The organism is Streptomyces sp. NPDC094034, assembly GCF_040303865.1.
Taxonomy (GTDB): Bacteria; Actinomycetota; Actinomycetes; order Streptomycetales; family Streptomycetaceae; genus Streptomyces.
In genome coordinates, this window is sequence record NZ_JBEOUD010000003.1 from 190,516 (window position 1) to 215,625 (window position 25,110).

Annotated in this window: 20 protein-coding genes; 3 read left to right on the forward strand and 17 right to left on the reverse strand. The window is 71.0% G+C overall.

Going from position 1 to position 25,110, the window contains the following annotated elements; all coding sequences use genetic code 11:
* Positions 1-41 precede the first annotated feature (41 nt).
* From ABTZ59_RS05050 to ABTZ59_RS05065, 4 genes are all read right to left on the reverse strand, one after another.
* The gene (locus ABTZ59_RS05050) at positions 42-710 is read right to left on the reverse strand and encodes a response regulator transcription factor (RefSeq protein WP_503002076.1); all 669 of its coding nucleotides are present in this window, start codon (positions 708-710) and stop codon (positions 42-44) included.
* Positions 707-1,891: a sensor histidine kinase gene (locus ABTZ59_RS05055; protein ID WP_351390736.1), complete on the reverse strand. Its 1,185-nt coding sequence runs from the start codon at positions 1,889-1,891 to the stop codon at positions 707-709. Before ABTZ59_RS05055 ends, ABTZ59_RS05050 begins: the two co-directional genes overlap by 4 nt.
* The gene (locus ABTZ59_RS05060) at positions 1,888-2,397 is read right to left on the reverse strand and encodes a DUF1453 domain-containing protein (RefSeq protein ID WP_351390739.1); all 510 of its coding nucleotides are present in this window, start codon (positions 2,395-2,397) and stop codon (positions 1,888-1,890) included. Before ABTZ59_RS05060 ends, ABTZ59_RS05055 begins: the two co-directional genes overlap by 4 nt.
* Positions 2,398-2,545: 148 nt before the next feature.
* A complete protein-coding gene (locus ABTZ59_RS05065) occupies positions 2,546-4,672 on the reverse strand; it encodes a DNA gyrase/topoisomerase IV subunit B (protein WP_351390744.1) in 2,127 nt (708 codons plus the stop codon).
* A 454-nt stretch (positions 4,673-5,126) separates the two neighbouring features.
* Between ABTZ59_RS05065 and ABTZ59_RS05070 the strand changes: the two genes are divergently transcribed.
* Positions 5,127-5,357 carry a DUF7455 domain-containing protein gene (locus ABTZ59_RS05070; RefSeq protein WP_114662714.1) on the forward strand — a complete coding sequence of 77 codons (231 nt, stop codon included), beginning with the start codon at positions 5,127-5,129 and terminating at the stop codon, positions 5,355-5,357.
* A 174-nt stretch (positions 5,358-5,531) separates the two neighbouring features.
* Here ABTZ59_RS05070 and ABTZ59_RS05075 read toward each other — a convergent pair whose 3' ends face one another.
* From ABTZ59_RS05075 to ABTZ59_RS05105, 7 genes are all read right to left on the reverse strand, one after another.
* On the reverse strand, positions 5,532-6,380 hold the full coding sequence (locus ABTZ59_RS05075; protein WP_351390748.1) for a S1 family serine peptidase: 849 nt from the start codon (positions 6,378-6,380) through the stop codon (positions 5,532-5,534).
* 149 nt (positions 6,381-6,529) lie between these two features.
* Complete coding sequence (locus ABTZ59_RS05080) at positions 6,530-8,080, reverse strand: RNA polymerase sigma factor (protein WP_351390754.1); 1,551 nt, start codon at positions 8,078-8,080, stop codon at positions 6,530-6,532.
* A gap of 340 nt (positions 8,081-8,420) precedes the next feature.
* Positions 8,421-9,308 (reverse strand): FadR/GntR family transcriptional regulator, encoded by an 888-nt coding sequence (locus ABTZ59_RS05085; protein ID WP_078490466.1) that lies wholly within the window; start codon positions 9,306-9,308, stop codon positions 8,421-8,423.
* A 160-nt stretch (positions 9,309-9,468) separates the two neighbouring features.
* Positions 9,469-11,313 carry an ABC transporter ATP-binding protein gene (locus tag ABTZ59_RS05090; protein ID WP_351390759.1) on the reverse strand — a complete coding sequence of 615 codons (1,845 nt, stop codon included), beginning with the start codon at positions 11,311-11,313 and terminating at the stop codon, positions 9,469-9,471.
* A gap of 128 nt (positions 11,314-11,441) precedes the next feature.
* A complete protein-coding gene (locus tag ABTZ59_RS05095; protein ID WP_249953052.1) occupies positions 11,442-12,206 on the reverse strand; it encodes an NUDIX hydrolase in 765 nt (254 codons plus the stop codon).
* Between the two features lie 130 nt (positions 12,207-12,336).
* Complete coding sequence (locus tag ABTZ59_RS05100) at positions 12,337-14,397, reverse strand: glycogen debranching N-terminal domain-containing protein (protein WP_351390762.1); 2,061 nt, start codon at positions 14,395-14,397, stop codon at positions 12,337-12,339.
* Positions 14,398-14,512: 115 nt separating this feature from the next.
* A complete protein-coding gene (locus ABTZ59_RS05105; protein WP_351390765.1) occupies positions 14,513-15,805 on the reverse strand; it encodes a DUF4192 domain-containing protein in 1,293 nt (430 codons plus the stop codon).
* A 110-nt stretch (positions 15,806-15,915) separates the two neighbouring features.
* Here ABTZ59_RS05105 and ABTZ59_RS05110 point away from each other — a divergent pair, with 110 nt between their 5' ends.
* Together ABTZ59_RS05110 and ABTZ59_RS05115 are read left to right on the forward strand one after the other, a co-directional pair.
* Positions 15,916-18,087 (forward strand): RecQ family ATP-dependent DNA helicase, encoded by a 2,172-nt coding sequence (locus tag ABTZ59_RS05110; protein ID WP_351390768.1) that lies wholly within the window; start codon positions 15,916-15,918, stop codon positions 18,085-18,087.
* Positions 18,088-18,303: 216 nt separating this feature from the next.
* Positions 18,304-18,933, forward strand: a complete 630-nt coding sequence (locus ABTZ59_RS05115; protein ID WP_351390771.1) for a hypothetical protein — start codon at positions 18,304-18,306, stop codon at positions 18,931-18,933.
* A gap of 95 nt (positions 18,934-19,028) precedes the next feature.
* Here ABTZ59_RS05115 and ABTZ59_RS05120 read toward each other — a convergent pair whose 3' ends face one another.
* From ABTZ59_RS05120 to ABTZ59_RS05145, 6 genes are all read right to left on the reverse strand, one after another.
* Entirely contained in the window at positions 19,029-19,667 is a 639-nt protein-coding gene (locus tag ABTZ59_RS05120) for a hypothetical protein (RefSeq protein WP_351390773.1), read from the reverse strand.
* A 137-nt stretch (positions 19,668-19,804) separates the two neighbouring features.
* A complete protein-coding gene (gene rnhB, locus ABTZ59_RS05125; protein WP_351390776.1) occupies positions 19,805-20,515 on the reverse strand; it encodes a ribonuclease HII in 711 nt (236 codons plus the stop codon).
* A gap of 173 nt (positions 20,516-20,688) precedes the next feature.
* A complete protein-coding gene (locus ABTZ59_RS05130; protein WP_351390780.1) occupies positions 20,689-22,389 on the reverse strand; it encodes a DUF4153 domain-containing protein in 1,701 nt (566 codons plus the stop codon).
* Between the two features lie 213 nt (positions 22,390-22,602).
* Positions 22,603-23,622 carry an ADP-ribosylglycohydrolase family protein gene (locus tag ABTZ59_RS05135; protein ID WP_503002085.1) on the reverse strand — a complete coding sequence of 340 codons (1,020 nt, stop codon included), beginning with the start codon at positions 23,620-23,622 and terminating at the stop codon, positions 22,603-22,605.
* Positions 23,623-23,634: 12 nt separating this feature from the next.
* Positions 23,635-24,294, reverse strand: a complete 660-nt coding sequence (locus ABTZ59_RS05140; protein WP_351390785.1) for a histidine phosphatase family protein — start codon at positions 24,292-24,294, stop codon at positions 23,635-23,637.
* 102 nt (positions 24,295-24,396) lie between these two features.
* Positions 24,397-25,002, reverse strand: coding sequence for a YdbC family protein (locus ABTZ59_RS05145; RefSeq protein WP_351390975.1), 606 nt, complete (start codon positions 25,000-25,002; stop codon positions 24,397-24,399).
* Positions 25,003-25,110 lie beyond the last annotated feature (108 nt).

Genomic DNA, 25,110 nt, shown 5'->3' on the forward strand with positions numbered 1-25,110 from the left:
CGGGGAGGTCCCGGACTCCTCTCCCCCGGGGCTTCACTCCATCAGGTGATGGTTGTCCCGGGTGGCGGGATGAGCCCGCGCTGATAGGCGTAGCGCACGGCCTGTGCGCGATCACGCACACCGGTCTTGGCGAAGAGGTTGTTGATATGGGTCTTCACCGTGGCCGTCCCGATATGCAGCCGCTGTGCGATCTCCTTGTTGGAGAGCCCCTCGGCGACCAGCGAGAGCACCTCCGCCTCGCGGGCGGTGAGCCCGTCGGGCAGCTCCGCCGGGGCGGGATCGGCGGGCGGGTCCGTGACCCGCTCCAGCAGTCGGCGCTGTACGGCGGGCGCCAGTCCGGCCTGTCCCGCCAGTACGTCGTCGACGGCCCGGACGATCTCCTCGCCCCCCGCGTCCTTGGTGAGATAGCCGCGGGCACCGGCCCGGAGCGCGGCGAAGAGCGAATCGTCGTCGGCATACGTCGTGAGCACCACGACCTGCGTGCCCGGGTGCTCCGCGCGGATACGGCGGGTGGCCTCCACGCCGTCGCAGCGCGGCATCCGCAGATCCATCAGGACCACATCGGGGGCGAGTTCGGCGACGAGCGCCACGGCCTCATCGCCGTCCCTCGCGGCGCCGACGACCTCGATGCCCGGCAGCAGCCCGAGCAGCATCACGATCCCCTCGCGCACCACGGCCTGGTCGTCGGCGACGATCAACCTCGCCGTCACGCGGGCACTCGCAAACGCACGGTGAAACCCTTCTCGCCCGGATCCTCCGGACCTCCCGGACCGGCCTCCAGAGTGCCGCCGAGCAGTTCGGCGCGCTCCCTCATCCCCAGCAGACCGTACCCGGAGCCCGAGGCGCCCAGTCCGGCCGGGGCCGCGCCGTTCCCGCCGGAGTCCCGTACATCCAGCGTCACCTCGTCCGCGCCGTATGTGAGCCGGATCAGCACGCGGGCGCCCGGGGCGTGTTTCCGTACGTTGGTCAGCGCCTCCTGCACGACCCGGCGCACCGTCTGGGACGCCTCGGCGGGCAGCGGCCGGGGCTCGCCCCCGATCTCGACCTCGGCGCCGTCCATCGCGGCCAGTTCACGCAGATAGTCGCCGAGGGGCGGCATGTCGCCGCGCAGCGCGGAGAGCGCCTGACGGGTCTCGGCGAGCCCTTCGCGCGCCATGGAGCGGGCGGCGACGACCCGTTCCAGGATCTGGTCGCGGAACGGGCTGTGCGGCTCGCGCTCGATCCGCAGCCGCGCCGCCTCCAGATGGACGAGCTGCGCCGAGAGGCTGTGCGCCAGGACGTCATGGATGTCCCGGGCGATCCTGGCGCGTTCCACGAGGGCGGCCGACTCCGCCTCGGCGGCGAGGGCGGCGCGTTCCTGGGCCAGCAGCCGCTGGGCGTTGCCGCGTGCCTCCGCGTCGAGCCGCAGTACATACCCGGCCAGGAGCAGCCCGGCGGTGGTGATCGTGGTGGTGAGCCAGCTGTCCTGGTTGTACGCCGCGAACCCGCCGAGGGCGAGGAGGGTGGTGGGCAGCGCGGCGACGAGCGGCAGCCGTTCCATCGCCACGACCGCGCAGCCGCACCAGAGAACGGTGGCCGGGATCTCGAACCCGCCGTGCCGCGCGACGACCGCCCCGCCCATCAGCACGACGAGCGTCCCGACCGACGGCCAGAGATCGTTGCGCAGCGTGGTGTGGTAGAAGGACCAGACGAGAAACCCGGTGAGCAGCACCCCGGCGACAGCCGCGACCGCCGCCCAGCCCGCCACATGACGCTGGCTGAAGGTGGACCACAGCAGGGTGCCGAGGGCCAGCAGGCGTACGCCGCGGCTCAGCCGTGTCCGGGCAACGCTGCGGCCCTCCCGGGAGAGCGCCTCCCGGGAGGGCCAGCTCCTCCAGGCCTGGGGGGTCACACACGGTCCTTCCACGCTGCGGCGGCTACGTCGTCACGGTACGACGGCCGGCCGGCGCGGGCCCACCACACCAGCAGCCCCCGGCGGACCAGCACCGAGGCGGCGAGCGCGAGCAGCAACGCTCCGCTGCCCTGGTGGACGCCGATCAGCGAGCCGACGCCCATGAGCCCCAGCCGCAGGGCGATTCCCGCGACCCAGACCCCGGCGGTCGCCCGCGTACCCTTCGACCACACCGAACCGTCCCGCTCGGTCCAGATCCGGCTGGTCCGGGCCCAGCCGTAGCCCATCAGCAGCCCCACGACCACCTCGGCGCCGAGCAGCAGCGCCGACAGCGACGGTTCCCGGGGGTCGAGGAGACCGGGCTCACGCAGCGCGACCACGACCAGGATGACGGGCAGCACCAGCGGGCGATGCCCGTCGACGGAGACCCGCTGGGGCTTGAGCTGGCGGGCGGCGATCAGGGCGACCACCACGACGGCCACCAGCACATTGAGGAGCGAGGACATCCGGGCCTCCGGGGACGAAGAAGTTCAACGACTTCGACGCTACGGAGAAACACCAGGTCACAGCATCGGCGCCCGGGTTGATCAGAGGTGGAGGCGCGGCCTCCACCCGTGGGTGGAGGCCATGGTCCCGGATGCCCCGGCCGCCGCCTCAGGCATCGATGCGCGAGCGGTCCAGCGTCGCCGCGGAGCTGGTGATGAACTCCTTGCGGGGAGCCACCTCATTGCCCATCAGCAGATCGAAGATCTGCTCGGACGACTCCAGGTCCCCGATGTTGATCCGCCGCAGGGTGCGGTGGCGGGGGTCCATCGTGGTCTCCGCCAGCTGATCGGCGTCCATCTCGCCAAGGCCCTTGTAGCGCTGGATGGAGTCCTTGAAGCGCACGTTCTTGCGCTGGAACTCCAGCAGCGTCTGCCGCAGCTCGTTGTCCGAGTACGTGTAGACATACTTGTCCTGGCCCTTCTTGGGCTGGACCAGCTCGATCCGGTGCAGCGGCGGCACGGCGGCGAAGACCCGGCCCGCCTCCACCATCGGCCGCATGTAGCGCTGGAAGAGCGTGAGCAGCAGACAGCGGATATGGGCGCCGTCGACATCGGCGTCGACCAGCAACACGATCTTGCCGTAACGGGCCGCGTCGATGTCGAAGGTCCGGCCCGAGCCCGCCCCTATGACCTGGATGATCGCCCCGCACTCGGCGTTCTTGAGCATGTCCGAGACGGATGACTTCTGGACATTGAGGATCTTGCCCCGGATCGGCAGCAGCGCCTGGAACTCGCTGTTCCTGGCCAGCTTGGCCGTACCGAGCGCGGAGTCGCCCTCCACGATGAACAGCTCGCTGCGGTCCACGTCGTCACTGCGGCAGTCGGCGAGCTTGGCCGGCAGCGAGGAGGACTCCAGCGCCGTCTTCCTGCGCTGCGCCTCCTTGTGCTGACGCGCCGCGATCCGCGTACGGGCGGCGGCGACGGCCTTCTCCAGCACGGCGCGGGCCTGCGCCTTGGCGTCGCGCTTCGTCGAGGTCAGGAACGCCTTGAGCTCCTTGGCGATGACATTGGCGACGATGCGGTTGGCCGCGGACGTACCGAGGACCTCCTTGGTCTGGCCCTCGAACTGCGGCTCGGCGAGCCGTACCGTGACCACGGCCGTCAGGCCCTCCAGGGCGTCGTCCTTGACGACGTCGTCCTCCGCGACGCGCAGCATCTTCGCCGAGCGCAGGGCCTCATTGACCGTTTTGGTCAGAGATCGCTCGAAACCGCTCACATGCGTGCCGCCCTTGGGGGTGGCGATGATGTTCACGAACGACTTGACGATCGTGTCGTATCCGGTGCCCCAGCGCAGGGCGACATCGACGCCCAGCTCGCGGGTGACCTCCGTGGGGGTCATGTGCCCGCGGTCGTCCAGGACCGGCACGGTCTCCTTGAAGGTGCCCTGTCCGGTCAGCCGCAGCACATCGCAGACGGCCTTGTCCTGCGCGAGATATTCACAGAACTCACTGATTCCGCCGTCGAACCGGAACGTCTCCTCGCTCGCGCCGCCGTCCTCGCTGTCGCCCAGACCCCGCTCGTCCCTGACGACGATGGTCAGTCCGGGGACCAGGAAGGCGGTCTGCCGGGCACGCTGGTGGAGCGTGTCCAGGGAGAGCTTGGCGTCCTTGAGGAAGATCTGCCGGTCGGCCCAGTAGCGCACGCGCGTGCCGGTACGGGTCTTGGGCACCCGCTTGCCCTTGCGGAGCCCGTTCGCGGGATCGAAGGGGCTGTCGGGGCCCTGCTCGGTGAACATTCCGGGGACACCGCGGCGGAAGCTGATCGAGTGCGTGGCGCTGTTGCGATCCACCTCGACGTCCAGCCGGGCGGAGAGGGCGTTGACGACGGAGGCACCGACCCCGTGCAGACCACCCGAGGCGGCGTACGAGCCGCCGCCGAACTTTCCGCCGGCGTGCAGCTTGGTCATCACGACCTCGATGCCGGAGAGACCGGTCTTGGGCTCGACATCGACGGGGATACCGCGGCCGTTGTCCTTGACCTCGACCGAGCCGTCCTCGTGGAGGATCACCTCGATGTGGTCGCAGTAGCCCCCCAGGGCCTCGTCGACCGAGTTGTCGATGATCTCCCAGAGGCAGTGCATCAGGCCGCGGCTGTCGGTCGAGCCGATATACATTCCGGGACGTTTGCGGACCGCTTCGAGCCCTTCAAGGACGAGCAGGTGCCGCGCGGTGTAGTTGGAGCCGTCACGGTCTGCTGTCAGCAGCGCAGTGGACGGCACGGACGTATCGGCGGTCACGCGGTTCGCTCCTCGCTGAATTTGAGATGGGCCCCTGTGGGGTAAAGGCCCGGCGTCTGTCACCGGTCAGAGGGTACAGAGGCCTGGTAGAGCCGTTGTCACGCCACCCTCGCGAATTCTCATGCTAGTCCAAGGTCGCATAGGTGTTCGATCCTTCGATGGAGTGAAGCACACATCACGTTCCCTTCCAGGCATGAACCATTTAGGCTCCGGGCACGTCCTCATCAACAACCGGCAAGCCGGCCGGCGAGGGCGATCACCCTGACAAGCAACGTCAAGCAAGCGAAACCCGTAGTGCGAAGCCCCGCGAGCAATACGGCCCATTCGCCGCCAATCGTCAGCAGTCAGCCACAACGGAAGAAATTTTCGAGGAAAAGCCGAGAGCGGGAACGTTTTCGGCCTGGTTGGATGTTGACCCTGGTACGACAGCTCGTCGAGCTAGAGAAGAGGCGACGTGACTACTGTTCTGACCCCCGCGAGCCCGCTGACCGCGGCTGATCGCTGCGACCGGTGCGGCGCCCAGGCCTATCTGCGCGTCCTCCTGTCCAGCGGTGGTGAACTGCTCTTCTGCGCCCATCACGGACGCAAGTTCGAGCCGGAACTCAAGAAGATCGCCGCGGAAATACAGGATGAGACCGACCGACTGACGGCCGTACCGGCCGGCGGCGGTGAAGAGGAACGCTGACACCTCGCATCCACGACGAGCCAAGGGCCGGTCCGAGCCGGCCGACGGGCGGCCACCCCCGTACCGGGGAGTGACCGCCCGTTCTGGTCGTCGTGGCCGTACCGTTCGACGTGAAGACCGCACGCCGGCGTGGGACCCCCGGACACCCCGCGTCAGCGTGGGACCCGACGCCGATCACCGCGAGGCCCGCGCTCCCACCGCGTCGGCGACGGCCCGCGCACCGGTGGTGATCCGGGTGTAGACACCTGGACTGTCGGCCCGCCCGCAGCCGCTCCCCCAGGAGACGAGCCCGATAAGCCGTCCCTGGGCCACCAGCGGCCCGCCGCTGTCCCCCTGGCACGCGTCATGCCCGCCCTGGGGATCGCCCGCACAGAGCATCGTGGAAGGCTCGTAACGGTCCCCTGAGCCGCCCGGGTACGCCCGCTCGCAGCTTGAGTCCGGCAGCACCTTCACACGCGCGGAGCGCAGCGCCTGCGCGTAGTCGGCGTCACCCGAGGTATCACCCCAGCCGTAGACCACCGCGTCGGTGCCCGGCGCCGCGGCGGTGTCCCCCGGCTCCGCCGGCCGGATCGCGTACTCCGCGGGCAGTGCGCGCGCGAGGGTCAGTACGGCGAGGTCCGACGCGTTGGTACGCGGCTCGTACGCCGGATCCACCTGGACGGACCGTACGGGGACCTCACGCCCGCCGGAGCCGCGCAGCCGTTCACGGCCCGCGATGACGCGGAGGTCCGGCACGTCCTTCGGGGCCGCCCCGAGGACGTCCCTGCCCACACAGTGGGCGGCGGTCAGCACTTTCGTCGGCGCCACCACCACACCTCCGCAGAACTGGCCCGCACGCGTACCCCCGAAACGGTCACGACTGGACAGGGCCACGACCCATGGACTGTCGGCGATCCGTACCTCCTGACCTCCGACGATCACCCGTTCGGCAGCGGCGGGGACAGCCGCGGCGAGTGGCAGCACCGCCCCGGTGGTGATCACGGCCAGTCCTCCGGTCAGCACTCGGGCAACGGAACGACGCATACAGTCTCCTGACTCTCCGGTGGACTCCGATCTACCCAGAGTCATCCCACCGGTCGAGTCTCGCACCCCCGCGCACGACGCGAAGGCCCGGATCCTCGGTGGCATCCGGGCCTTCACTTGTGCTTCGCGCGCCCCCTGGGGCTCAGCGACTAGTCCAGATAGTCGCGCAGAACCTGCGAACGCGAGGGGTGGCGCAGCTTCGACATCGTCTTGGACTCGATCTGACGGATGCGCTCGCGCGTCACGCCGTAGACCTTGCCGATCTCGTCCAGCGTCTTGGGCTGGCCGTCCGTGAGACCGAAGCGCATGGAGACCACGCCCGCCTCACGCTCGGAGAGCGTGTCGAGCACCGAGTGCAGCTGCTCCTGGAGGAGCGTGAAGCTCACGGCGTCGGCCGGGACGACCGCCTCGGAGTCCTCGATGAGGTCTCCGAACTCGCTGTCGCCGTCCTCGCCCAGCGGAGTGTGCAGCGAGATCGGCTCACGGCCGTACTTCTGGACCTCGATGACCTTCTCGGGGGTCATGTCGAGTTCCTTGGCCAGCTCCTCCGGGGTGGGCTCGCGGCCCAGGTCCTGGAGCATCTGGCGCTGCACCCGCGCGAGCTTGTTGATGACCTCGACCATGTGCACCGGGATACGGATGGTGCGGGCCTGGTCGGCCATGGCGCGGGTGATCGCCTGCCGGATCCACCAGGTGGCGTACGTGGAGAACTTGTAGCCCTTGGTGTAGTCGAACTTCTCGACCGCGCGGATCAGACCGAGGTTGCCCTCCTGGATCAGGTCCAGGAAGAGCATGCCGCGGCCGGTGTAGCGCTTGGCCAGCGAGACCACCAGTCGGAGGTTGGCCTCCAGCAGGTGGTTCTTGGCCCGGCGGCCGTCCTCGGCGATGATCTCCAGCTCGCGCTTGAGCTTCGGCGCGAGCTTGTCGGAGTTGGCCAGCTTGTCCTCGGCGAAGAGACCCGCCTCGATGCGCTTGGCCAGCTCGACCTCCTGCTCCGCGTTGAGGAGCGGGACCTTGCCGATCTGCTTCAGATAGTCCTTGACCGGGTCGGCGGTGGCACCGGCGACGGCGACCTGCTGGGCAGGCGCGTCGTCCTCGTCGTCGTCGGAGAGTACGAAGCCCTTGTTCTCGCCCTCGGTCTCCTCCTCCTCGCCCTTGCCCGCCTGCACCTCATCGGTGGGCTCTTCGCCCTCGGCGGCCTCGTCGGAGTCCTTCTTGCCGACGGCCTTCTTGGCCGTCGTCTTCTTCGCGGCGGTCTTCTTGACCGTGGCCTTCTTGGCCACGGTCTTCTTCGCGGCCGCCTTCTTGGCGGGGGCGCCGGCCTCGTCGGCCGTGGCTTCCACGATCTCTGCCGCCGGAGCCGAGGTGGCGGCCGCGACAGTCTTCGTCGTGGTCGTCTTGGCCGCGACGGTCTTGGTGGCGGTGCGCTTGACCGGGCTCTTCGCTGCGACGCTCTTGCGGGTGCGCTTCGGCGACTCCGCGGCACTGACCATCAGCGTCACACCCTCTTCCTCGAGGATCTGGTTGAGGCTGCGCAGAACATTCTTCCACTGGGTTGGCGGAATCTGGTCGGCCTCGAAGGCCCGACGCACGTCATCGCCGGCGATCTGCCCATCAGCCTTTCCCCGCTCGATGAGCGCCATCACAGACTCGGACTCGGCGATCTCCGGCGGGAGCGTACGGGATGTGCTGGCCGACACGAACAACCTCTCGGAACGATGGAAACGGCTTCCGGCCCCGCCCAGGATCGGACCGGAGCCGACGACCGTCGGCTGGGGATGTGCCGACGGCGCGGGCTTGGGCCTCAGGGGTGAATACAGCGCCACGCGTGGCGGACGTATTCCCTCCTCGGCTGTCACCTCTTAGGTCATCGCGCTGTCTCCAGGAGTGTTACGCCCATTCCACGTGGCCCGAGTCACACTCCATTTGCGACAAAATAACCAGAAGGCGGATTTAGGACCCCACAATCGCGTCGCCGGACCCCCGGGGTCCGGCGACACACGACGCGTACTTCCCCGTACGCCCGCCCCTCGGCGGCGCTCAGTGCTCGCGCGGCGCCGGAACGACTCGCTCCACTTCAGGCTGGACGGTGAGCAGTTGGCGCATGGCCGATTCGGCGGCGTGCGCGTCACCGGCGGCGAGGGCATCGACGATCCGCGCGTGATGGGAGAGCGACGCCTCGGTGGGCCGGTCACATCCGGTGACCGGGCCGCCGGAGACCTGGAGGGCCGCCGAGACGATCCCCGAGAGGTGCTCCAGCATGCGGTTGCCGGCGAGCTGGATCAGCAGCGAGTGATATTCGGCGTCCGCACGCGAAAAGGTGATCGAATCACCCTGCGCGAGGGCGTGGCTCATGATCCCCACCATGTCGCTGAGCCGCTGCTGGACATCCGCCCGGCCATGGCCGGCCGCCAGCCGCGCGGCGAGGGGCTCGATCGTCCAGCGCAGCTCACTCAGCTCGCGGCGCTGATCGTCGCGCTGCGGCCCGAAAGCCCGCCATTCGATGATGTCGGGGTCGAGCAGATTCCAGTCGCTCACCGGACGGACACGGGTACCGACATTGGGCCGGGCGCTCACCAGGCCCTTGGCCTCCAGCACGCGCAGCGACTCCCGCACCACGGTGCGGGAGACCTCGAAGCGCTGGCCGATCTCCTCGGGTACGAGCGGCCGGTCGGCGCCCAGATCACCGGAGACGATCATCTGGCCGAGCTGCTGGACGAGTTGGCCGTGCAGTCCGCGGCCTCGGCTGCTCGTCGTACGTCGTCCCACCCGGCCCAAGTCGGTGTCTGCGCCGTCCCAGACGGGGGCGGCGACGCGGTCGGCGCCGGGCGCCTCCGCGAAGGGGTAGCGGTCGAGTTCACCCGGCTCGGCGAGGCCGGACTCGACGGAACGGGCGGCGGTCATCATGGTGTGCGCAAGGGTACTCACGCATCCTTTGTCGGCGTTGCTCCCGCGACCCTTGAGGTCTTTGGTGAAAAGCACACGAAAGGGTGATCGGCGCCCGCCCTTCGATTGACGCCTTATCGGAAAGAAGTGGGCGTTATCAGGGGAGTTGCGAACACCGCGAAACGGTCCGGTCGTCGCGCGGTCACCAACGGGCCCTACGGCGAAGGCCGGTGAGCAGATATGCGCAGAGCAGGGCCGAGAGCGACAACATCAGGGCGGCGGCGACCGGTTGGGCGACGAGCCGGAACGTGGCCATCAGCCAGTGGTCGACCTGACGGGGCCAGTCCAGCCAGGCCAGCTCGCGCAACCGGCCCGGGAGTCCGACGACCGAACGCGCGGACGGACCGACCAGCGCCCGCTGGAGCAGCGGTACGACCAGGGTCGGTACGGCGACGACCGCGGCCGCCCCGGCGGCGGTGACCCGGAAGACCCCGGCCGCCAGCAGCCCCGCCCAGGCGCAGCCGACGGTCAGTCCGGCCCAACCGGCGCTCAGCGCGAACCAGTTGCCCGGCACGGGCACGGCATCTGCGCCGTACACCAGGCGCAGCACCCCGGCGTCTACGGCCACGGTCAGCGCCGCGAGCGCCAGCGACGCCGCGGCTGTCACGACGAGCTTGGCGACGAGCAGGCCGAGGCGGCGCGGGACGGTGCCCAGCGCACCGGCGAGCGCGGGGTAGCGGAACTCGTCGCCGAACGAATACGCGCCGAGCAGCCCGGCGCCGAGTGCCGCGGGCGGCAGGGGAAGGAGCGCGGGCCAGGCGCTGAGCAGACCGGGGAGCGGAGTCCTGCCGGTGCGGGCGAGCGGCACGGCGAGGGCCACGGACGCGACGAGGGCGGCGAGGGCGATCACCGCCGTGGTACGGATCCCGAACATACGGCGGAGTTCGTAGCGCAGCGGCCGGAGAGGACTGCGGGCCGGCCCCGGCGGCAGCGGCGCCGGGAGCGGACCGCGGTCGTGATCCGGAGCCTCGCCGTCCGTGTAGCCGCCGTCGAGGCCGTCGTCGTAGCCGTACGCGTCATCGGGATCGCGGGCGGGGTCGCAGGCGGGGGCAGGCGCGGGCACGGGCAGGAGTACCGGTACGGGAAGGGGCACGGAGACCGGCATGGGACCCGTGTCGCCGACCTCGTCGGCGAGCTGATGGACAAGGACGCCGTTACGGAAGGCGGTCTCACCGATCTCCGGGCAGCTGCTGCCGTAGACGGTGAGCAGACTTCCCACACCGGGCTCGGAGACCACCTCGACGGAGCGCCGGCCCGCGCGGGCCTCACGGCTGAGCGCGTCGGCGAGACGTGCGGCGTGCGGGGTCCTGACGGCGACGCGGGGACGCAGCCGGGTTCGGGCGAAGGAGGCCGCGTCCTGGTCGGCGACGAGCCGGCCCTCGTCGATCGTGACGACATGATCCGCGGTGCGCGCGGCCTCTTTGGCGTCCTGCGTGGTGTAGAGGACGGTGCCTCCGTGGTCCGCGTGCGCGCGCAGCAGTCCGAACAGCCAGCCGCTCTCGCGGGCTGACAGATCGACGGACGGCGCGTCGAGCAGCAGGGTGTGCGGGTCCCCCAACAGCGCGGAGGCGAGCCCGAGTCTGCGGTCCATGCCGAGTGAGAGCGAGCCGAGCCGTTCGTCGCGCAGAGCGCCGAGGCCGACGACATCGATGAGTTCGTCGACGCGCGAGGCGGGCACTCCCGCGGCGGCGCAGAGCATCCGGAGCTGGCCCTTGACGGAACGTGCGGGATGGCCGGGCACATCGCCGAGCAGCACCCCGATCTCGCGTGCGGGATGGGCGATTCGATGGAGGGGGCGACCGCGGAAGTAGGTGACGCCGCGGCCTGGTTCGAGTTCGAGCATCAGCCGGAGCGTGGTGGTCTTACCCGCGCCGGGGGCGCCGAGAAGCGCCGTGACAGAGCCGGGCCGCGCCTCGAAGGTCAGATCGTCCACGGCGGGCGGGAATTCTCGACGGGGGTTGCTGGTCAGTCCGATGGCCTGGAGCATCGCTTCTCTCGCGGGGAGGTGAGACCGCTCGGCGGCAGGGTGGTTACCGCAGCAAGATAACGCGACATGTCCGACTTGCGGCGCAGGGTGGCGCCCCCGGGTGTCAGACGTCCGGCACGTGGCCCCCGTCAGACCTCGGGGCGCAGCATCGGCGGGTTGAGTACGGTCGCCCCACCGGCCCGGAACAACTGGGCGGGCCTGCCTCCCTGCCGGGTCGTGGTGCCGCCCGACGGGACGAGGAATCCCGGGGTGCCCGTCACCTTCCGGTGGAAGTTGCGTGGATCGAGCGCAACGCCCCACACCGCCTCGTACACCCGGCGCAGCTCCCCGACGGTGAACTCGGACGGGCAGAACGCGGTGGCGAGCGAGGAATACTCGATCTTGGAGCGGGCCCGCTCCACCCCGTCCGCGAGGATCCGGGCATGGTCGAAGGCGAGTTGGGCGGGCTGTTCGTCCTCGCGGGCGAAACCGCCCTCCTGGTTGAGCAGCGCGTCCACCGGGGCCCAGCGGGCGCTGTTGGCGTCACCTCCGGCACGGGGCGCGGGAAGGTCGGGCGAGAGCGCCAGATGGGCCACGCTGACGACCCGCATCCGGGGATCGCGCCCGGGATCCCCGTAGGTGGCGAGCTGTTCGAGATGGGCCGCGTTGCCGGGCGCCGGGGAGACCGGGTCGTGCGCGCAGAGGCCCGTCTCCTCGGTGAGTTCACGCGCGGCTGCGCCGGCGAGGTCCTCATCGGCCCGGACGAAACCGCCGGGCAGCGCCCACCGGCCCTGGAACGGTGGCTCTCCGCGCCGCACCACCAGCGCGCAGAGCGCGTGACGGCGCACGGTGAGCACGACCAGGTCGACGGTGACAGCGAACGCGGGGAAGGCCGACGGGTCGTAGGGCGACATGCCGCGATCTTAGTCGTCTTCCTGACGATAAACACTCCTTCCGTCGTGCGCGCTCCCTACTTCTTCGCCATCTTCACGATCTCCGCGTTCCCAGCCGGCCCGGCCCGCCCGCCGGCCCGCCCACCAAGGCTCAGACCCCCAGTTGAAGGCCGGGGGCCGCCTCCTCGACCATGCCGAGCCCGAGCGCGCTGATCCGTAAGGAGAAGGGCTCCCCCGCCACCCGCAGCCCGGTGAGCTGTACCGCCCCGAGCGGGGCGCCGCGGACCGGGCGCAGCGCGACGCTACCGGCGGGCGCGTCCGGGCGGATGCCGGCGAGCGCGGTGAGCAGATGGATCCCGGCGGCCGCGGCCACGGCCGCCGGACGGCACGCCGCGGGGTGCGGTACGGGAGCACCGCCCGCGGTGCGCCGCTCCCCCGCGTACATCTCGGGCAGCCGGTGACCGAACGCCTCCGCCGCGTCCAGCAGGCCCCCGAGCAGGGACCCTGCCTCCTCGTCGTATCCGGCCGCGATCAGGCCCCCGATCGCGACGGCCGTCTCATGGACCCGTACCGCCCCGGCGCGGTGGCCGAAGGGGTTGTGTCCGGGCTCCTTGGCGCCAAGGCCGCGCAGCCCCCACCCCGAGTCGAGGTCCGCTCCTGCGACCATGGCGACCAGCCGCTCGGTCTCCGACGCGTCCAGCAGCCCCGGTGCCTGCTTCCCGCCGCCGAGCAGCCCCGTGTCCAGGAGATGGGCGGCGCTGGCGCTGGCATGGGGAAGCAGTCGGCCGTCGGCGCACCGCGCCGCGGCCGGGCGCCCGCCGTGGGAGTCGTCTGCCCAGAACGTCTGCCGGAATCGCAGCCGCAGCGCGCTCGCCCACTCCCGCCAGCCGTCGGCCCCCGGCCGACCGCAGGACTCCAGCAGATCCGCACCGAGCAGCGCGGCCCGGTGCGCGTGGGCCTGGGTCTCGACGCGCCGGGGCCCGGTGGGGCCCGGCTCCCCCAGCAGCCCGTCGGCACCGAGGGCGGTGCGCAGCCAGTGCAGACAGCGCTCCGCCGTGGGAAGCAGCTCGGCGAGGTCACCCTCGGGAAGCCCCCAACGGCGTGCTTCGGCGAGGACCACGGGAAAGGCGAGGGTCGCCTCAACTCCCGTACAGCTCGGCGGCAGATGAGGCCCGGCGTCCCGCAGGGGGCCGGGGATACGCCCGAACTCGCGTCCAGGGCCGCGGAACTGGGTCCGGGCGAGCGTACGCATCGTGCCGACGGCGAGCCGGGTGCCGAGCGGGAGAGCCATCCGTACCGCCCAGAGCGCTTCCGCGGCCGGTGGCCCACAGCGCCAGGGCACGCCCGCGGCGGGGTGGACATCCATGGAACCGCCCGGCCCGCGCAGCAGAAGCGCCTTGAGATCACCGAGGCTCGCGGCGAACAGCGGGCGCACCCGGGGGTCGTCACCCTCGGCGCTCGCTTCCGGCAGGGGATTGCCGGCGGTGCGGCCGGTCGGCCGCGCCACCCGGTCGGCGCGGATCCGCAGCTCGATGGTGCGGGAGGTCCCGGGTGCCAGCTCCATGTCCCAGCGGAGCAGTCCGGCAGAGGCCAAGGCGTCCTGCGGTGCCGGATCGGCGGAGACGACGGCATGTCCGCGGTCGGCCGCGGCCCAGCGCAGACCCGCGGCGTGGACGCTCGCCGGGAGTTCGGGGCCGCCGCGGCCGACCGCGATCGCGGCCAGCTCCGCCAGATCCGTCCCCAAAATGATCTCCACCGGGAACCGGCGGACTCCGCCGGCCGAGCTGTGCAGTGTGATGCGTTCGGTGCCGTCGGCGTCCCGCAGCCGTTCGACACTGATCTCCGGATCGGGTCCGGCGTCCGCCGGGGTACGGACCACCGCGCCGAACCGCGCCCGGTCCGCCTCGACCAGCCTGCCCTGTAAAGGGAGAGGCTCCCGTCCGGCGACGCGTAACAGACAGCGGGAGAGGAGCCGACGGCCCGACTGGTAGAAGCCCTCCAGCCCTTGACCGGTGAGCTGGCCGTGCTCGGCCGAGACGGCGAGACAGGGCAGGGCGACGCACAGGAGGGCGCGGTGTACGTCGGGCAGTTCGCCGTGCGGGAGAGTCCCGCTCCGTACGGTCCTGGCCGGTGCGGCACGGGACTGTGCGGCATGCGACGGGTCGCCGTTCGAGCGGCCAGGGGTGTGTGGGGGAAGGGCGGTGAGGGCCATGGGGAGTCTGCTCTGCCTTCTGTGCGCTCGGGAGAGCCGCGCTGTGTACGGCGACGCGGCTCGTACGACTTCGCCACAGAGGTGAACGGCTGCCCGGGTGACCGGGTCACGGCTCTCATCGGCCGCTCCTGGTCCCGCGTCGGCCGCCGCGCCCTGTACTTCGCCGGTGCGCGGCCCGCGCACCGGACGCGGGACCCTTGGGCGGGAGGCTCTTGCTGGGGCCGGGCCTGCGCACCGGACGGAGCTTGGGCCGCCCGCTCGTCTTGTGCGCGCCCCCGAGCGCCCGTGCACCGCGCTCCTCACGCAGACAGCGGCGCAGCGTCTCGGGGTCCAGCCCTTCGTTGCACGCCTGGTGGAGCAATCGCGCGAAGACATACTGGGAATCGAGTCGCAACGCGAGTCCCAGGGCGACCCGCGCGCCGGGCTCGTCGCCGGTGGACCAGGCGACCCAGCCGGCCAGGGTCAGCGGGGCGGTCGCGTGCTCGGCGTACGGACCGACACAGCGCCGGGACAACGCGCGCCAGAGCCGCAGCGCCGGCGCGGCCTCGGGTCCCTCCATCCACTCCGCGGCGCGGTCGCGGGTCTCCCTGTCCTGGAGTCCGAGGATGACGGTGGCCGCCTCCTCGTGGGTGATGAGCCGGTCGTCCTCGGCGTCCGTGGCGGCCGGTCCCCCGCTCGGCGCGTCTTTCAGCCGTCCGATCAGAGTCCGCGCCAGCCGCAGTGTCTCCTCGCCGACCAGCTCCCGGCTTCCGCCGCCCAGGATTCGGGGCACGAGCGCCGCGCCCGCGTCGTCCAGCGCCCGCTCCTGTTGCTCGGCGGCCGGCGTACGCCAGGGCTCCAGTCGGGCTTCCATCTCCCGCAGCGATCCCCGCACCTGGACTCCGGCGTACGCGGCGGCCGCGGCCATCACCGACGTACCGGGCAGGGCCAGCCCGGTCCCCTCGGGCGGACAGCAGCGGACATCGGGGCAGCAGTAGGACCAGAAACGTCCGTCGGAGATACAGAGCGCCTCGTGCACGGGAACGTCGAGGCTTCCGCACGCGGTGCGCAGCCGCTGTGCGAGGGGGCGCAGCCGCTCCATCACCTGTCGGCCCGTCTCCCCCGCCACCGGGTCCTGGCAGAGGAAGACGACGATTCCCTCGGGCCGGCCGCCGCGCCGCTCGCTGCCCTCGATCAAGCACTCGGCGAGCTGATCGGCCACCGGTGGCCATTCCTTCGGCGAGCGCGGGATGCCGAGCCTGAGCCGTCCGCCGAAGCGTCCCCGCTCGCCCTGGAGCGCGACCATGACAATGGAATCGGTGGGGTGGAATCCGAGCAAGTACGGGAGAGCGTCGGCGAGTTCCGCGGGACTGCGCAGGGTGATCTGCTGCTCGTCGGCGGATGCGGTCGGTTCGTGGTGCGTGTTCATGGCTCGACGGTCCCGCGCCGGGCCGGATCCCGCGACCCCTGTGGATAACTTTATCCACAGGCTGGGCGGCGCATTCGCGGTTTGTCGGAGCCATCGGGTTGCATGGGGGCATGACCAACGCAGACCGGACGACTCTCCGGGCCTCGGCCGACTCCGTACTCGCCCGCCTCGTCGGTGACACCACCGGCACCGCCCGGCTGCGCGAGGACCAGTGGCGGGCCATCGAGGCGCTCGTCGCCGACAAGCGCAGGGCGCTGGTCGTCCAGCGCACGGGCTGGGGCAAGTCGGCGGTGTATTTCGTCGCGACCTCCCTGCTGCGCGAGCTCGGCGCGGGCCCGACCGTGATCGTCTCGCCGCTGCTCGCGCTGATGCGCAATCAGGTGGAGGCGGCGGCGCGGGCCGGTATCCGGGCCAGGACGATCAACTCGTCCAACGCGGAGGAGTGGGAGACGATTCAGGACGAAGTCGCCGCGGGCGATGTCGATGTCCTGCTGGTCAGTCCGGAGCGGCTGAACAATCCGGACTTCCGCGACCAGGTGCTGCCCCGGCTGTCGGCGGCCACGGGCCTGCTGGTGGTCGACGAGGCACACTGCATCTCCGACTGGGGCCATGACTTCCGGCCCGACTACCGGCGATTGCGCACGATGCTCGCCGAGCTGCCGGCGGGGGTTCCGGTCCTCGCCACGACCGCTACGGCCAACGCCCGGGTGAGCGCGGATGTGGCCGAGCAGTTGGGGACGGGGGCGGGGACGGACGCGCTGGTGCTGCGCGGGCCGCTGGACCGGGAGAGTCTCAGCCTCCATGTCCTCAAGCTGCCGGACGCGGCGCACCGGCTGGCCTGGCTCGCCGACCATCTGGGCGAGTTGCCCGGCTCCGGGATCATCTACACGCTGACGGTCGCCGCTGCCGAGGAGGTCACGGCATATCTGCGGCAGTGCGGGCATACGGTCGCCTCGTACACCGGCCGCACGGAGAACGCCGACCGGCAGCAGGCCGAGGACGATCTGCTGGCGAACAGGGTCAAGGCGCTGGTCGCCACATCCGCGCTGGGCATGGGGTTCGACAAGCCGGACCTCGGATTCGTGGTGCATCTCGGTTCGCCCTCCTCTCCCATCGCCTACTACCAGCAGGTGGGGCGCGCGGGCCGTGGGGTGGAGCATGCCGAGGTGCTGCTGCTGCCCGGCCGGGAGGACGAGGCGATCTGGAAGTACTTCGCCTCGGTCGCCTTTCCGCCCGAGGAGCTGGTCAGGCGCACGCTCGATGTGCTGGGCCGGGCGGACCGGCCGCTGTCGCTGCCGGCCCTTGAGCCGCTGGTCGAGCTGCGGCGTACGCGGCTGGAGACGATGCTCAAGGTCCTTGATGTGGACGGGGCGGTGCACCGGGTGAAGGGCGGCTGGACCTCCACCGGCCGCCCATGGGTGTACGACACCGAGCGGTACGCCTGGGTGGCGCGCCAGCGGGAGGCCGAGCAGCGGGCGATGCGCGACTACGCGTCGGCGACCACGTGCCGGATGGAGTTCCTGCGGCGCCAGTTGGACGATGGGGAGGCGGTCCCCTGCGGGCGGTGCGACAACTGCGCGGGGGCGCGCTTCGAGGACAAGGTGACCGCCGCCGCACTCGACGCGGCGCGCGGCGAGCTGGGCAGGCCGGGCGTGGAGGTCGAACCCAGGAAGATGTGGCCGACCGGGCTCACCGCCGTCGGTGTCGATCTCAAGGGCCGTATCCCGCGGGGCGAGCAGTACTTCCCGGGCCGGGCGCTGGGACGACTGTCGGACATCGGCTGGGGCAACCGGCTGCGGCCGATGCTCTCGGCACAGGCACACGACGGGCCCGTACCGGACGATGTGGTGACCGCCGTGGTGAGTGTGCTCGCCGACTGGGCGAGGGGGCCCGGTGGTTGGGCCTCCGGCGAACCCGAGGCGCCACCCCGGCCGGTCGGGGTGGTCACCGTGGCCTCGCACAGCAGACCCCGGCTCGTGGGTTCGCTCGGCAGCCGGATCTCGGAGGTCGGCAGGATGCCGCTGCTCGGTACGGTCGCGTACGCGCCCGGGGCGGGCGACTCGCGGATCTCGCGCACCAACAGCGCGCAGCGCGTTCGGGCGCTGCACGAGACGCTGACCGTGCCGGCCGAGCTGGCAGAGGCGTTGGTCTCCGCGGGCGGCCCGGTGCTGCTCGTCGACGACCTCTCGGACAGTGGCTGGACGCTCGCGGTGGCGGCGCGGCTGCTGCGCAGAGCCGGTGCTGAAGGGGTGTTTCCGCTGGTCCTGGCCGTTCAGACGTGACATGGAGCTGTACCAGTGGCGAGTTCAGGCGGGGATATGGCAGGCATATACCCGCATTGCGGACGACGGCGTCAATTGCTCGTTGCCGCACGCCGATACGCCAGCGAGAATTGGAACCGTCCCCGCACGGCCCCACCCGGCCCATAAAGGCCGTGCCGCGGCGTCGCCCCCGTCCGACCCAGCCCGCACTGTGGGCGCGTATGCGAAGGGAGGAACGTGACCTTCGGATTCGCTCCGTCCGCAGCCACTTCGGTCAGTACACCCGCCGACTCCGCCAGCCGCCTCGCCAGAATGCTCCAACCCGCCGAATGGGCGGAAGCCGGTATACCGCTGCTGCGCAACCCCCGTGAGGTGGTCAGCGGTCTGCACAGCAGGCACCGGCCGACCCCGTCGACCGCCGTCGTGGCCGTACTGGATCACGAGGAACGGCTCGCCGCCAGCGCCTCGTTCGCACCGCGAGCGGCGCCGGTCGACGGCTGGGAGTTCCGTAACGCGCTGTTGGCGCATCTGCGCCGCGTCATCCCGCACGACCTGCGCCGTCGTACGCCGGTGCGCACCGCCGTCCTGCTCTACTGCCGTGAGGGCGACGAACGGTGGACGGAGGAGGACGGGGCCTGGATGTGGGGGTTGCGGGACGCCTGCACCCTCCATGGACTGCGCTGCGGCGCGTACATCACGCTGACCCGCGGCGGCTGGCAGGTGCTGGGCGAGGACCGCGGTGGCCGACGGCCCAACTCCGAGTCCCCACCCACCGCTCTGGCCGAGACACTGACCGATCCGGAAGCGCCGCCCATACACGGAGGCGGCGGGGCGATGGAGGCACTGCACCGCACGGCTGCCCGTTGAGCAGCCGGGCGGCCGCCGCTCGCCCGGCACGTCACAGCGGCCCGGCCGCCCCCCGAACGGGCAGCCGGGTCAGGCCGGACCGGTGGTCGTACGGCTCAGACGCCCGCGCCGAGCACGGTGTTGATCCGCTTCGAGTCACCGCACACCACGAGCAGCGCGGCGGCTCGCTCCCTGGCCAGGGGAAGCACCCGAGCGACGGCGTCGTCACCGCCCCCGTTGACGGCGACGACCACGACAGGCCGCGACTGAGCACGGGCCGCCGCGCCGCCGTCCGCGAAGAAGACGTCCTCGCGGGCGTCGTGCTGAGCCCAGTAGGCGGCTTCGCCGAACGACAGCTCGTGGGTGGCCCACGGGTGCTGTTCCCCGGTGGTGAGCACCAGGATGTCGCCCGGCGCCCGCCCCGAGTCGAGCAGCAGATCGACCGCCTCTTCGGCGGCATCGAGCGCACCGCGGACCGGAGCCGGAATCAGCTGGATCTGGGGGACGGAAGGAGTGGTGGCGCCGGAAGCCTGGGGCTGCCCGGCGGAGTTGTGCGAGCGCTGCGCCGGCGGCGCGGGCCTCGCGGGGCCGGGGCCCGGACGTCCGGGCCGCGGCGTCGCCGCGGAGCGCGGCCCGGGGACGGGACGCGGACCGGGTACAGGACGAGGGGTCGGCGCCGTACGGCCGTTGGCCGGAGTTGCGCTGGCACCCTGGGCTCTCTCGTGAATCTGAGGCTCCTGAGGGATGAGAGGCATGACTGGATGTCTATCAAACACCGGTGCGAAAAGCATCGGCAGGTGGGGATATTTGTACCCATGTCTGCGGGCGCGAGCCACACAGACCCAAGGTTCACCGGAAGTTCCGGAAGTGGGACCTTCCAGAAATCGGCAGTTCAGAAGTCGAAGCCGAGCTGGCCCCCGCTTTCCATAGCCGCGGCCTCCACGGAGACCCGGGCCTTCTTGAGATGCCGCCACTGGGGCAGCGCGTCAAGATACGCCCACGAGAGCCGGTGGTGCGGTGTGGGCCCCCACTCCTTCAGTGCCGCCTTGTGCACCGGTGAGGGGTAGCCCGCGTTGGCGCCGAACGCGTAGGGAACGTACTCCTCGGCCGACGCGCCGAGTTCGGCCATGATGGCGTCCCTGCGCACCTTGGCGAGTACCGAGGCGGCAGCCACCGAGACACAGGACTGGTCGCCCTTGATGACCGTACGCACCAGCCAGGTTCCTCCGAGGTAGTCGTGCTTGCCATCGAGGATCACCGCGTCGGGCCGTACCGGCAGCGCTTCCAGGGCGCGTACGGCGGCGAGCCTGAGCGCCGCGGTCATTCCGAGGGCGTCGATCTCCTCCGGGGAGGCGTGCCCCAGCGCGTGCGAGGTGACCCAACCCTTCAGCTCATCGGCCAGCTCCGTACGGCGCTTGGGGGTGATCAGCTTGGAGTCGGTGAGACCGGCCGGAGGTCTGCGCAACCCCGTGACAGCCGCGCATACCGTGACCGGACCGGCCCACGCTCCGCGCCCGACCTCGTCGACGCCGGCGATGATCCTGGCTTCGGTGGTGGCGCGCAGCGAGCGCTCAACGGTGTGCGTGGGTGGTTCGTACGGCATGGCACCAGCAAGGTTACGCCGCGCGGACGCCGCGCGACAGACCGGGTACCGGCCGTGGTGTCCGCCCGTTGCATCGGGACGCCGGGTACGGGAAATCCAGCCGGATAAAGGACGCCCGGTACAGGTCGCCGGGTACGGGACGTTCGCAGGGGGCGTCCCGTACCCACGGACGTTCAGGGCCTGTCGAGTTGGCGCCCCAGCCCATAGCAGGTGGAGGACGCGTCGACCCCCAGCGTCGCCACGATCTCGCGAGCCCTGCGCTCCGACCAGCTCGTCGCGTACCAGGGCTCCGACGCGTCCCCCAGATTCCGGGCGATACCCGCCAGGGCACACGAACGCAGCGGCTCGGGCAGCCGGTCCAGCGCAGGCGCGGCATCGGCCGAGAGTTCCTGGAAGTACTGGATGTCGATCTTGTGCGAACGCTCGTACCGCTGCACGTTCCGCTCCGCGACGAGCGCGTCCGGCGAGATCAGACCGTAGGCCAGCACGGCGGCACCCGCACTCGCGGCGACGGCGCGCGGCAGCCACCGTCCGCCGACAGCCCCGGCCACCAGGATCAGGACGATCACCACACCGAGCCACAGCTCCATGGCCGCCACCGAGACACGCAGCCGGGTGAGCCCGTAGGCGTCGACATACAGATCCATCCGGCGCAGCGCCGCGGCGACCACCACGAGGGTCAGCACACACAGGACGCCGAGCACGGCCCGGACCAGGGTGGCGTCACCGGCTCCGTCACGCGGGGCCCATCGGCGGGCGAGCCCGATCACCAGGAGGACGAGCAGGGTGGCCCAGAGCAACTGCCAGAAGCCTTGGCGCGCGTACTCCGCGTAGGTCAGACCGGTCTCCCGCAGGACCTTGTCGTATCCGCCGAAGAGCACGGCGAGCTGGATGGCGATGAAGGCCGCGAAGAGCAGATTGAGCACGATGAGCGGAAGCGCCCATTCCATCCGGCCACGAGCCCGCCCGGGGGTTACGGTGATCCGGTCCCAGCGCAGCGGCGCGGCAGCGGTGTGGGCGGCGCCGAGCGCGCCGACGAGCCCGATCGCGAACAGCACGAATCGCCAGGGCCCGTCGCCGACCGAGACGTCGGGGCTCAACTGGCCGAGCAGATCGGCGAACGCCGCGTCGGCGTTCGCGAAGAGGGTGCCGAACACGATCAGCAGTACGGCCGCGACCGCCACGGCGCGGACGACCGGCATCACGCGTCCGCGCGCCCCTCCGGCGCGTGCCCGCAGGCCGCGCCACCCCCAGAGCGTGCCGGGTCCGAGGGAACCGAGCAGGCCCAGCGGGCCGAACACGACCCCCGGCCAGGTACGGCAGCCATGCAGGGCGAGCGAGCCGAGCGCCAGCGCGGAGACGATCGCGAGGAAGGTCGGCAGCCCGGCGTCCCGCAGCACGGGGACGGCGAGCAGCGCGATGCCGCCGAAAGCCCAGGCCAGTGTCCAGACGCGCGGCCGACGACCGGCGGTCTCCGCCGCGAAGTAGGCGGCGAGCGCCGCGGGCACCGCCACGATCAGCAGATTCAGGCCGAGTCCGTCACCCAGCAGCAGGGCGCTGAGCAGGGCGGACGCCAGGACCGACCAGAGCGTGGCGACACGGATCGGGGCAGCGGTGCGCGGCTGGATCTCGGTGAGCCAGCGGGGTGGCTCGCTACGCTGCGGCTGCCACTGCTGCCAGTCGGGCGGGGCCGGTGCGCCCTGACGTTGCTTGGTGAGTACGGGTCCTGCGGAGGACCGACGGGCGGGGTCTCCCGGACCCCGCGCGTCGACCCGCCCTTGGCTGTCGCCCCGTCCCTGGCTGCCGGCCCGCTCTCGCTCCTGCCCCTGCCCCTGTTCTCCGTCGGATCTCTGCGTTTTGCCCGAATCTGTCACGGGACCCCCTCCCGGCCGGGTCCCTCGCGGCAGTGGAGCGGCGCGTACGGCCCGGCGTCTCGTCGGCGCACGCCCCTCGAAGATCACCGGGGCGGCGTGGCGGACAGAGTAACCGCGCGCTCCCGCCCCTCCCCGTTTCCGGGGGCAGGTGTGGCAGGACCGTGACAACCACAGCCATGACAACCACAGTCGTGACGACTACAGCCGTGACGACTACGGCGGCGACGGCGACGGCGACGACAGCCAGCCCGGCAGCGCTTCCGTCCGCTCCAGCCAACGCGCCGGTGGCGACCCGGTACTCGCCGCGGAGATCACTCCCCCCGCGATGGCACACGTCGTGTCCACATCGCCGCCCACCTGGGCCGTGGTCCAGAACCCCGCTTCGAAATCACCGAGAGCCCGCGCCGCCGACCAGAGGGCGAACGGGACCGTGTCGTGCGCGCTGGTCCGCCGCCCGCAGCCGAGAACCGCGGCCACTGTGCCCGCGTCGTCGTAATCCAGCATGTCCCGCGCCCGGCGCAGCCCCGCCCCGACCGCGCTGCGCGGCACCAGCGCCACCACTCCGTCGAGCAGCGCCGCCGGCGCCGGCGGTCCCGAAGGATCGGCGGCGAGAGCCGCTGCCGCCGCCACCGCCATGGCGCCCACCACGGCCTCGCGATGCTGGTGTGTGGTGTACGCGGAGATCTCGGCCTGATGCGTGGCCTGCTCCGGATCGCCCGCGTACCAGGCACCGAGCGGCGCGATCCGCATGGCGGCCCCATTGCCCCACGAGCCCTGCCCGTTGAACAGCGCTGCGGCCAGTTCACGCCAGTCGCCGCCCTCCCGGATCAACCGGAGCATGCGGTTCACGGCCGGGCCGTAGCCGCGGTCGAAGTCATGGTGCTCGGCGAAGGACCGGGCCAGTGCGTCCTGGTCGATACGGTGATGCGCGGCCAGTACGGCCAGTACCGACGCGGCCATCTCGGTGTCGTCGGTCCACTGCCAGAGCCCCGGCGGCAGCTCGCGCCGTTTCAGCAGTGGATAGTTCGAGGGGACGAAGAACTGGGAGCCCAGAGCGTCTCCCACGGCCAGTCCGCGCAGACTCGCCAGGGCCCGTGCGTAGCGCGGATCGGTGGACCGGCCGGGGGTGGATCCGTTGGCTTGGGCTCCAGTGGGCGCGGGTTCAGCGGGTGTGGAAGCAGAAGGTGTGGACTCAGAGGGTGTGGAATCAGAGGGTACGGAATCAGCGGTCATCGCATGGTCATTCTATCCAGTTCGCCCGTAGGGCTCAGGAGTGCGCCAGCGCTCGAACGGCCGGTCCAGCGTGTACCTGCCGTCCGCACCGAGCAGCAGTGTTCTGGTCTCCCCGTTGCCCGGGTTCGACAGGGATTCGAACTCCGCCACCGACCAGTGGAACCACCGCATACAGAACAACCGCATGGTCAGCCCATGGGTGACCAGCAGGACATTCTCCGGCGAGTCGGGCGTCTCGAAGCTCCGGTGCAGGGACTCCAGGAACGCGCCGACCCGATCGTAGACATCGGCGCCCGACTCGCCCTGTGCGAACCGGTAGAAGAAGTGCCCGTACGCGTCCCGGTAGGCCTTCTGCTGCCGTACGTCCTCGCGGTCCTGCCAGTTCCCCCAGTCCTGCTCACGCAGCCGGGGCTCCTCCCGTATCCGCACCAGCTCCGGGTCGAGGCCGAACGCCGCGAACGTCTCGTGAGTGCGGCGATAGGGCGAGACGAAGACGCTGACCGGCTCCCGGCCGAACAGCTCACGCAGCCGAACGCCGGTCTCCAGGGCCTGCCGCCGCCCCTTCTCGGTGAGCTTCAGGGCATGGTCGGGCTCGCGTTCGTACACCGTGTCGTCATCGTTGCCCACCGACTCGCCGTGCCGGACGAGGACGATGCGCCGTGGTCGTGCCATGCCAAGACCCTAGTGCCCCTCCCGGTGCCCCTCCGGGTGACCCTCCCGACAGGCCGTGCCGGGCTGCGGAGGCCATGCGGGGCCGGCCAGGGTCAGACCGTCTCAGACCGTCCACGTCGATTCGAGGTCGACGACATCTCCCGCCAGCGCCGCCACATCCGCGGCCGTCTGCGCGCGCAGCGTCAGCCGCTCCACGCGTTCGACCCGGTACTTTCCGTGCTCGGCCGCCGACTGCCACATGGACAGCACGATGAACTCCTGGCCGGGCGCCTCCCCGAACAGCCCCCGCACCATCCCGGGCGACCCCGCCATCGCGGGGTTCCAGACCTTCTCCTGCATCAGCGCGAAATGCTCGACCCGGTCCTCGTGCACCTTGCAGTGCGCGACCCGCACCACATCGGCGTCGGTGAAACGCGGCTCGAAACCGGTTTTCACGTCGAAGCGGTGGTCGAAGAGTTTGACCTGGATGTCACGGTGGGTCCCCACCTGTGCGGCGGCGAGCCGGTCATGTGAGCGCGCCATGAACGAGTCGTAGAACGCGCGGCTCTCCCAGAACGAGAAGACGTGCGCGACGCCCGGCCTCGCTCTGCTCCATCCTCCGCTTTGTCCCCTGAACCCCGGCTCACCGAGCAACCCCGCCCATTTCCGCTGCCCGCGCTCGAAACCTCGACGGTCGGTCACGGTGCAGCGAATCCACTTGACCAGCACCGCGCCATCGTACGGCGCGGAACGTGGCATCGGTCACGCCTGTCGTGGACGTGGGTGAGACGTGAAAGAGACGCGCAACGGACGGCGAACGAGACGAGTATCGGCCAA

Excerpts from the sequence above, each read along its gene's own strand:
- ABTZ59_RS05060 (WP_351390739.1), bottom strand. The coding sequence starts at position 2,397 with ATGTCCTCGCTCCTCAATGTGCTGGTGGCCGTCGTGGTGGTCGCCCTG.
- ABTZ59_RS05075 (WP_351390748.1), bottom strand. The coding sequence starts at position 6,380 with ATGCGTCGTTCCGTTGCCCGAGTGCTGACCGGAGGACTGGCCGTGATC.
- ABTZ59_RS05090 (WP_351390759.1), bottom strand. The coding sequence starts at position 11,313 with ATGCTCCAGGCCATCGGACTGACCAGCAACCCCCGTCGAGAATTCCCG.
- ABTZ59_RS05095 (WP_249953052.1), bottom strand. The coding sequence starts at position 12,206 with ATGTCGCCCTACGACCCGTCGGCCTTCCCCGCGTTCGCTGTCACCGTC.
- ABTZ59_RS05100 (WP_351390762.1), bottom strand. The coding sequence starts at position 14,397 with ATGGCCCTCACCGCCCTTCCCCCACACACCCCTGGCCGCTCGAACGGC.
- ABTZ59_RS05105 (WP_351390765.1), bottom strand. The coding sequence starts at position 15,805 with ATGAACACGCACCACGAACCGACCGCATCCGCCGACGAGCAGCAGATC.
- ABTZ59_RS05110 (WP_351390768.1), top strand. The coding sequence starts at position 15,916 with ATGACCAACGCAGACCGGACGACTCTCCGGGCCTCGGCCGACTCCGTA.
- ABTZ59_RS05120 (WP_351390773.1), bottom strand. The coding sequence starts at position 19,667 with ATGCCTCTCATCCCTCAGGAGCCTCAGATTCACGAGAGAGCCCAGGGT.
- rnhB (WP_351390776.1), bottom strand. The coding sequence starts at position 20,515 with ATGCCGTACGAACCACCCACGCACACCGTTGAGCGCTCGCTGCGCGCC.
- ABTZ59_RS05135 (WP_503002085.1), bottom strand. The coding sequence starts at position 23,622 with ATGACCGCTGATTCCGTACCCTCTGATTCCACACCCTCTGAGTCCACA.
- ABTZ59_RS05140 (WP_351390785.1), bottom strand. The coding sequence starts at position 24,294 with ATGGCACGACCACGGCGCATCGTCCTCGTCCGGCACGGCGAGTCGGTG.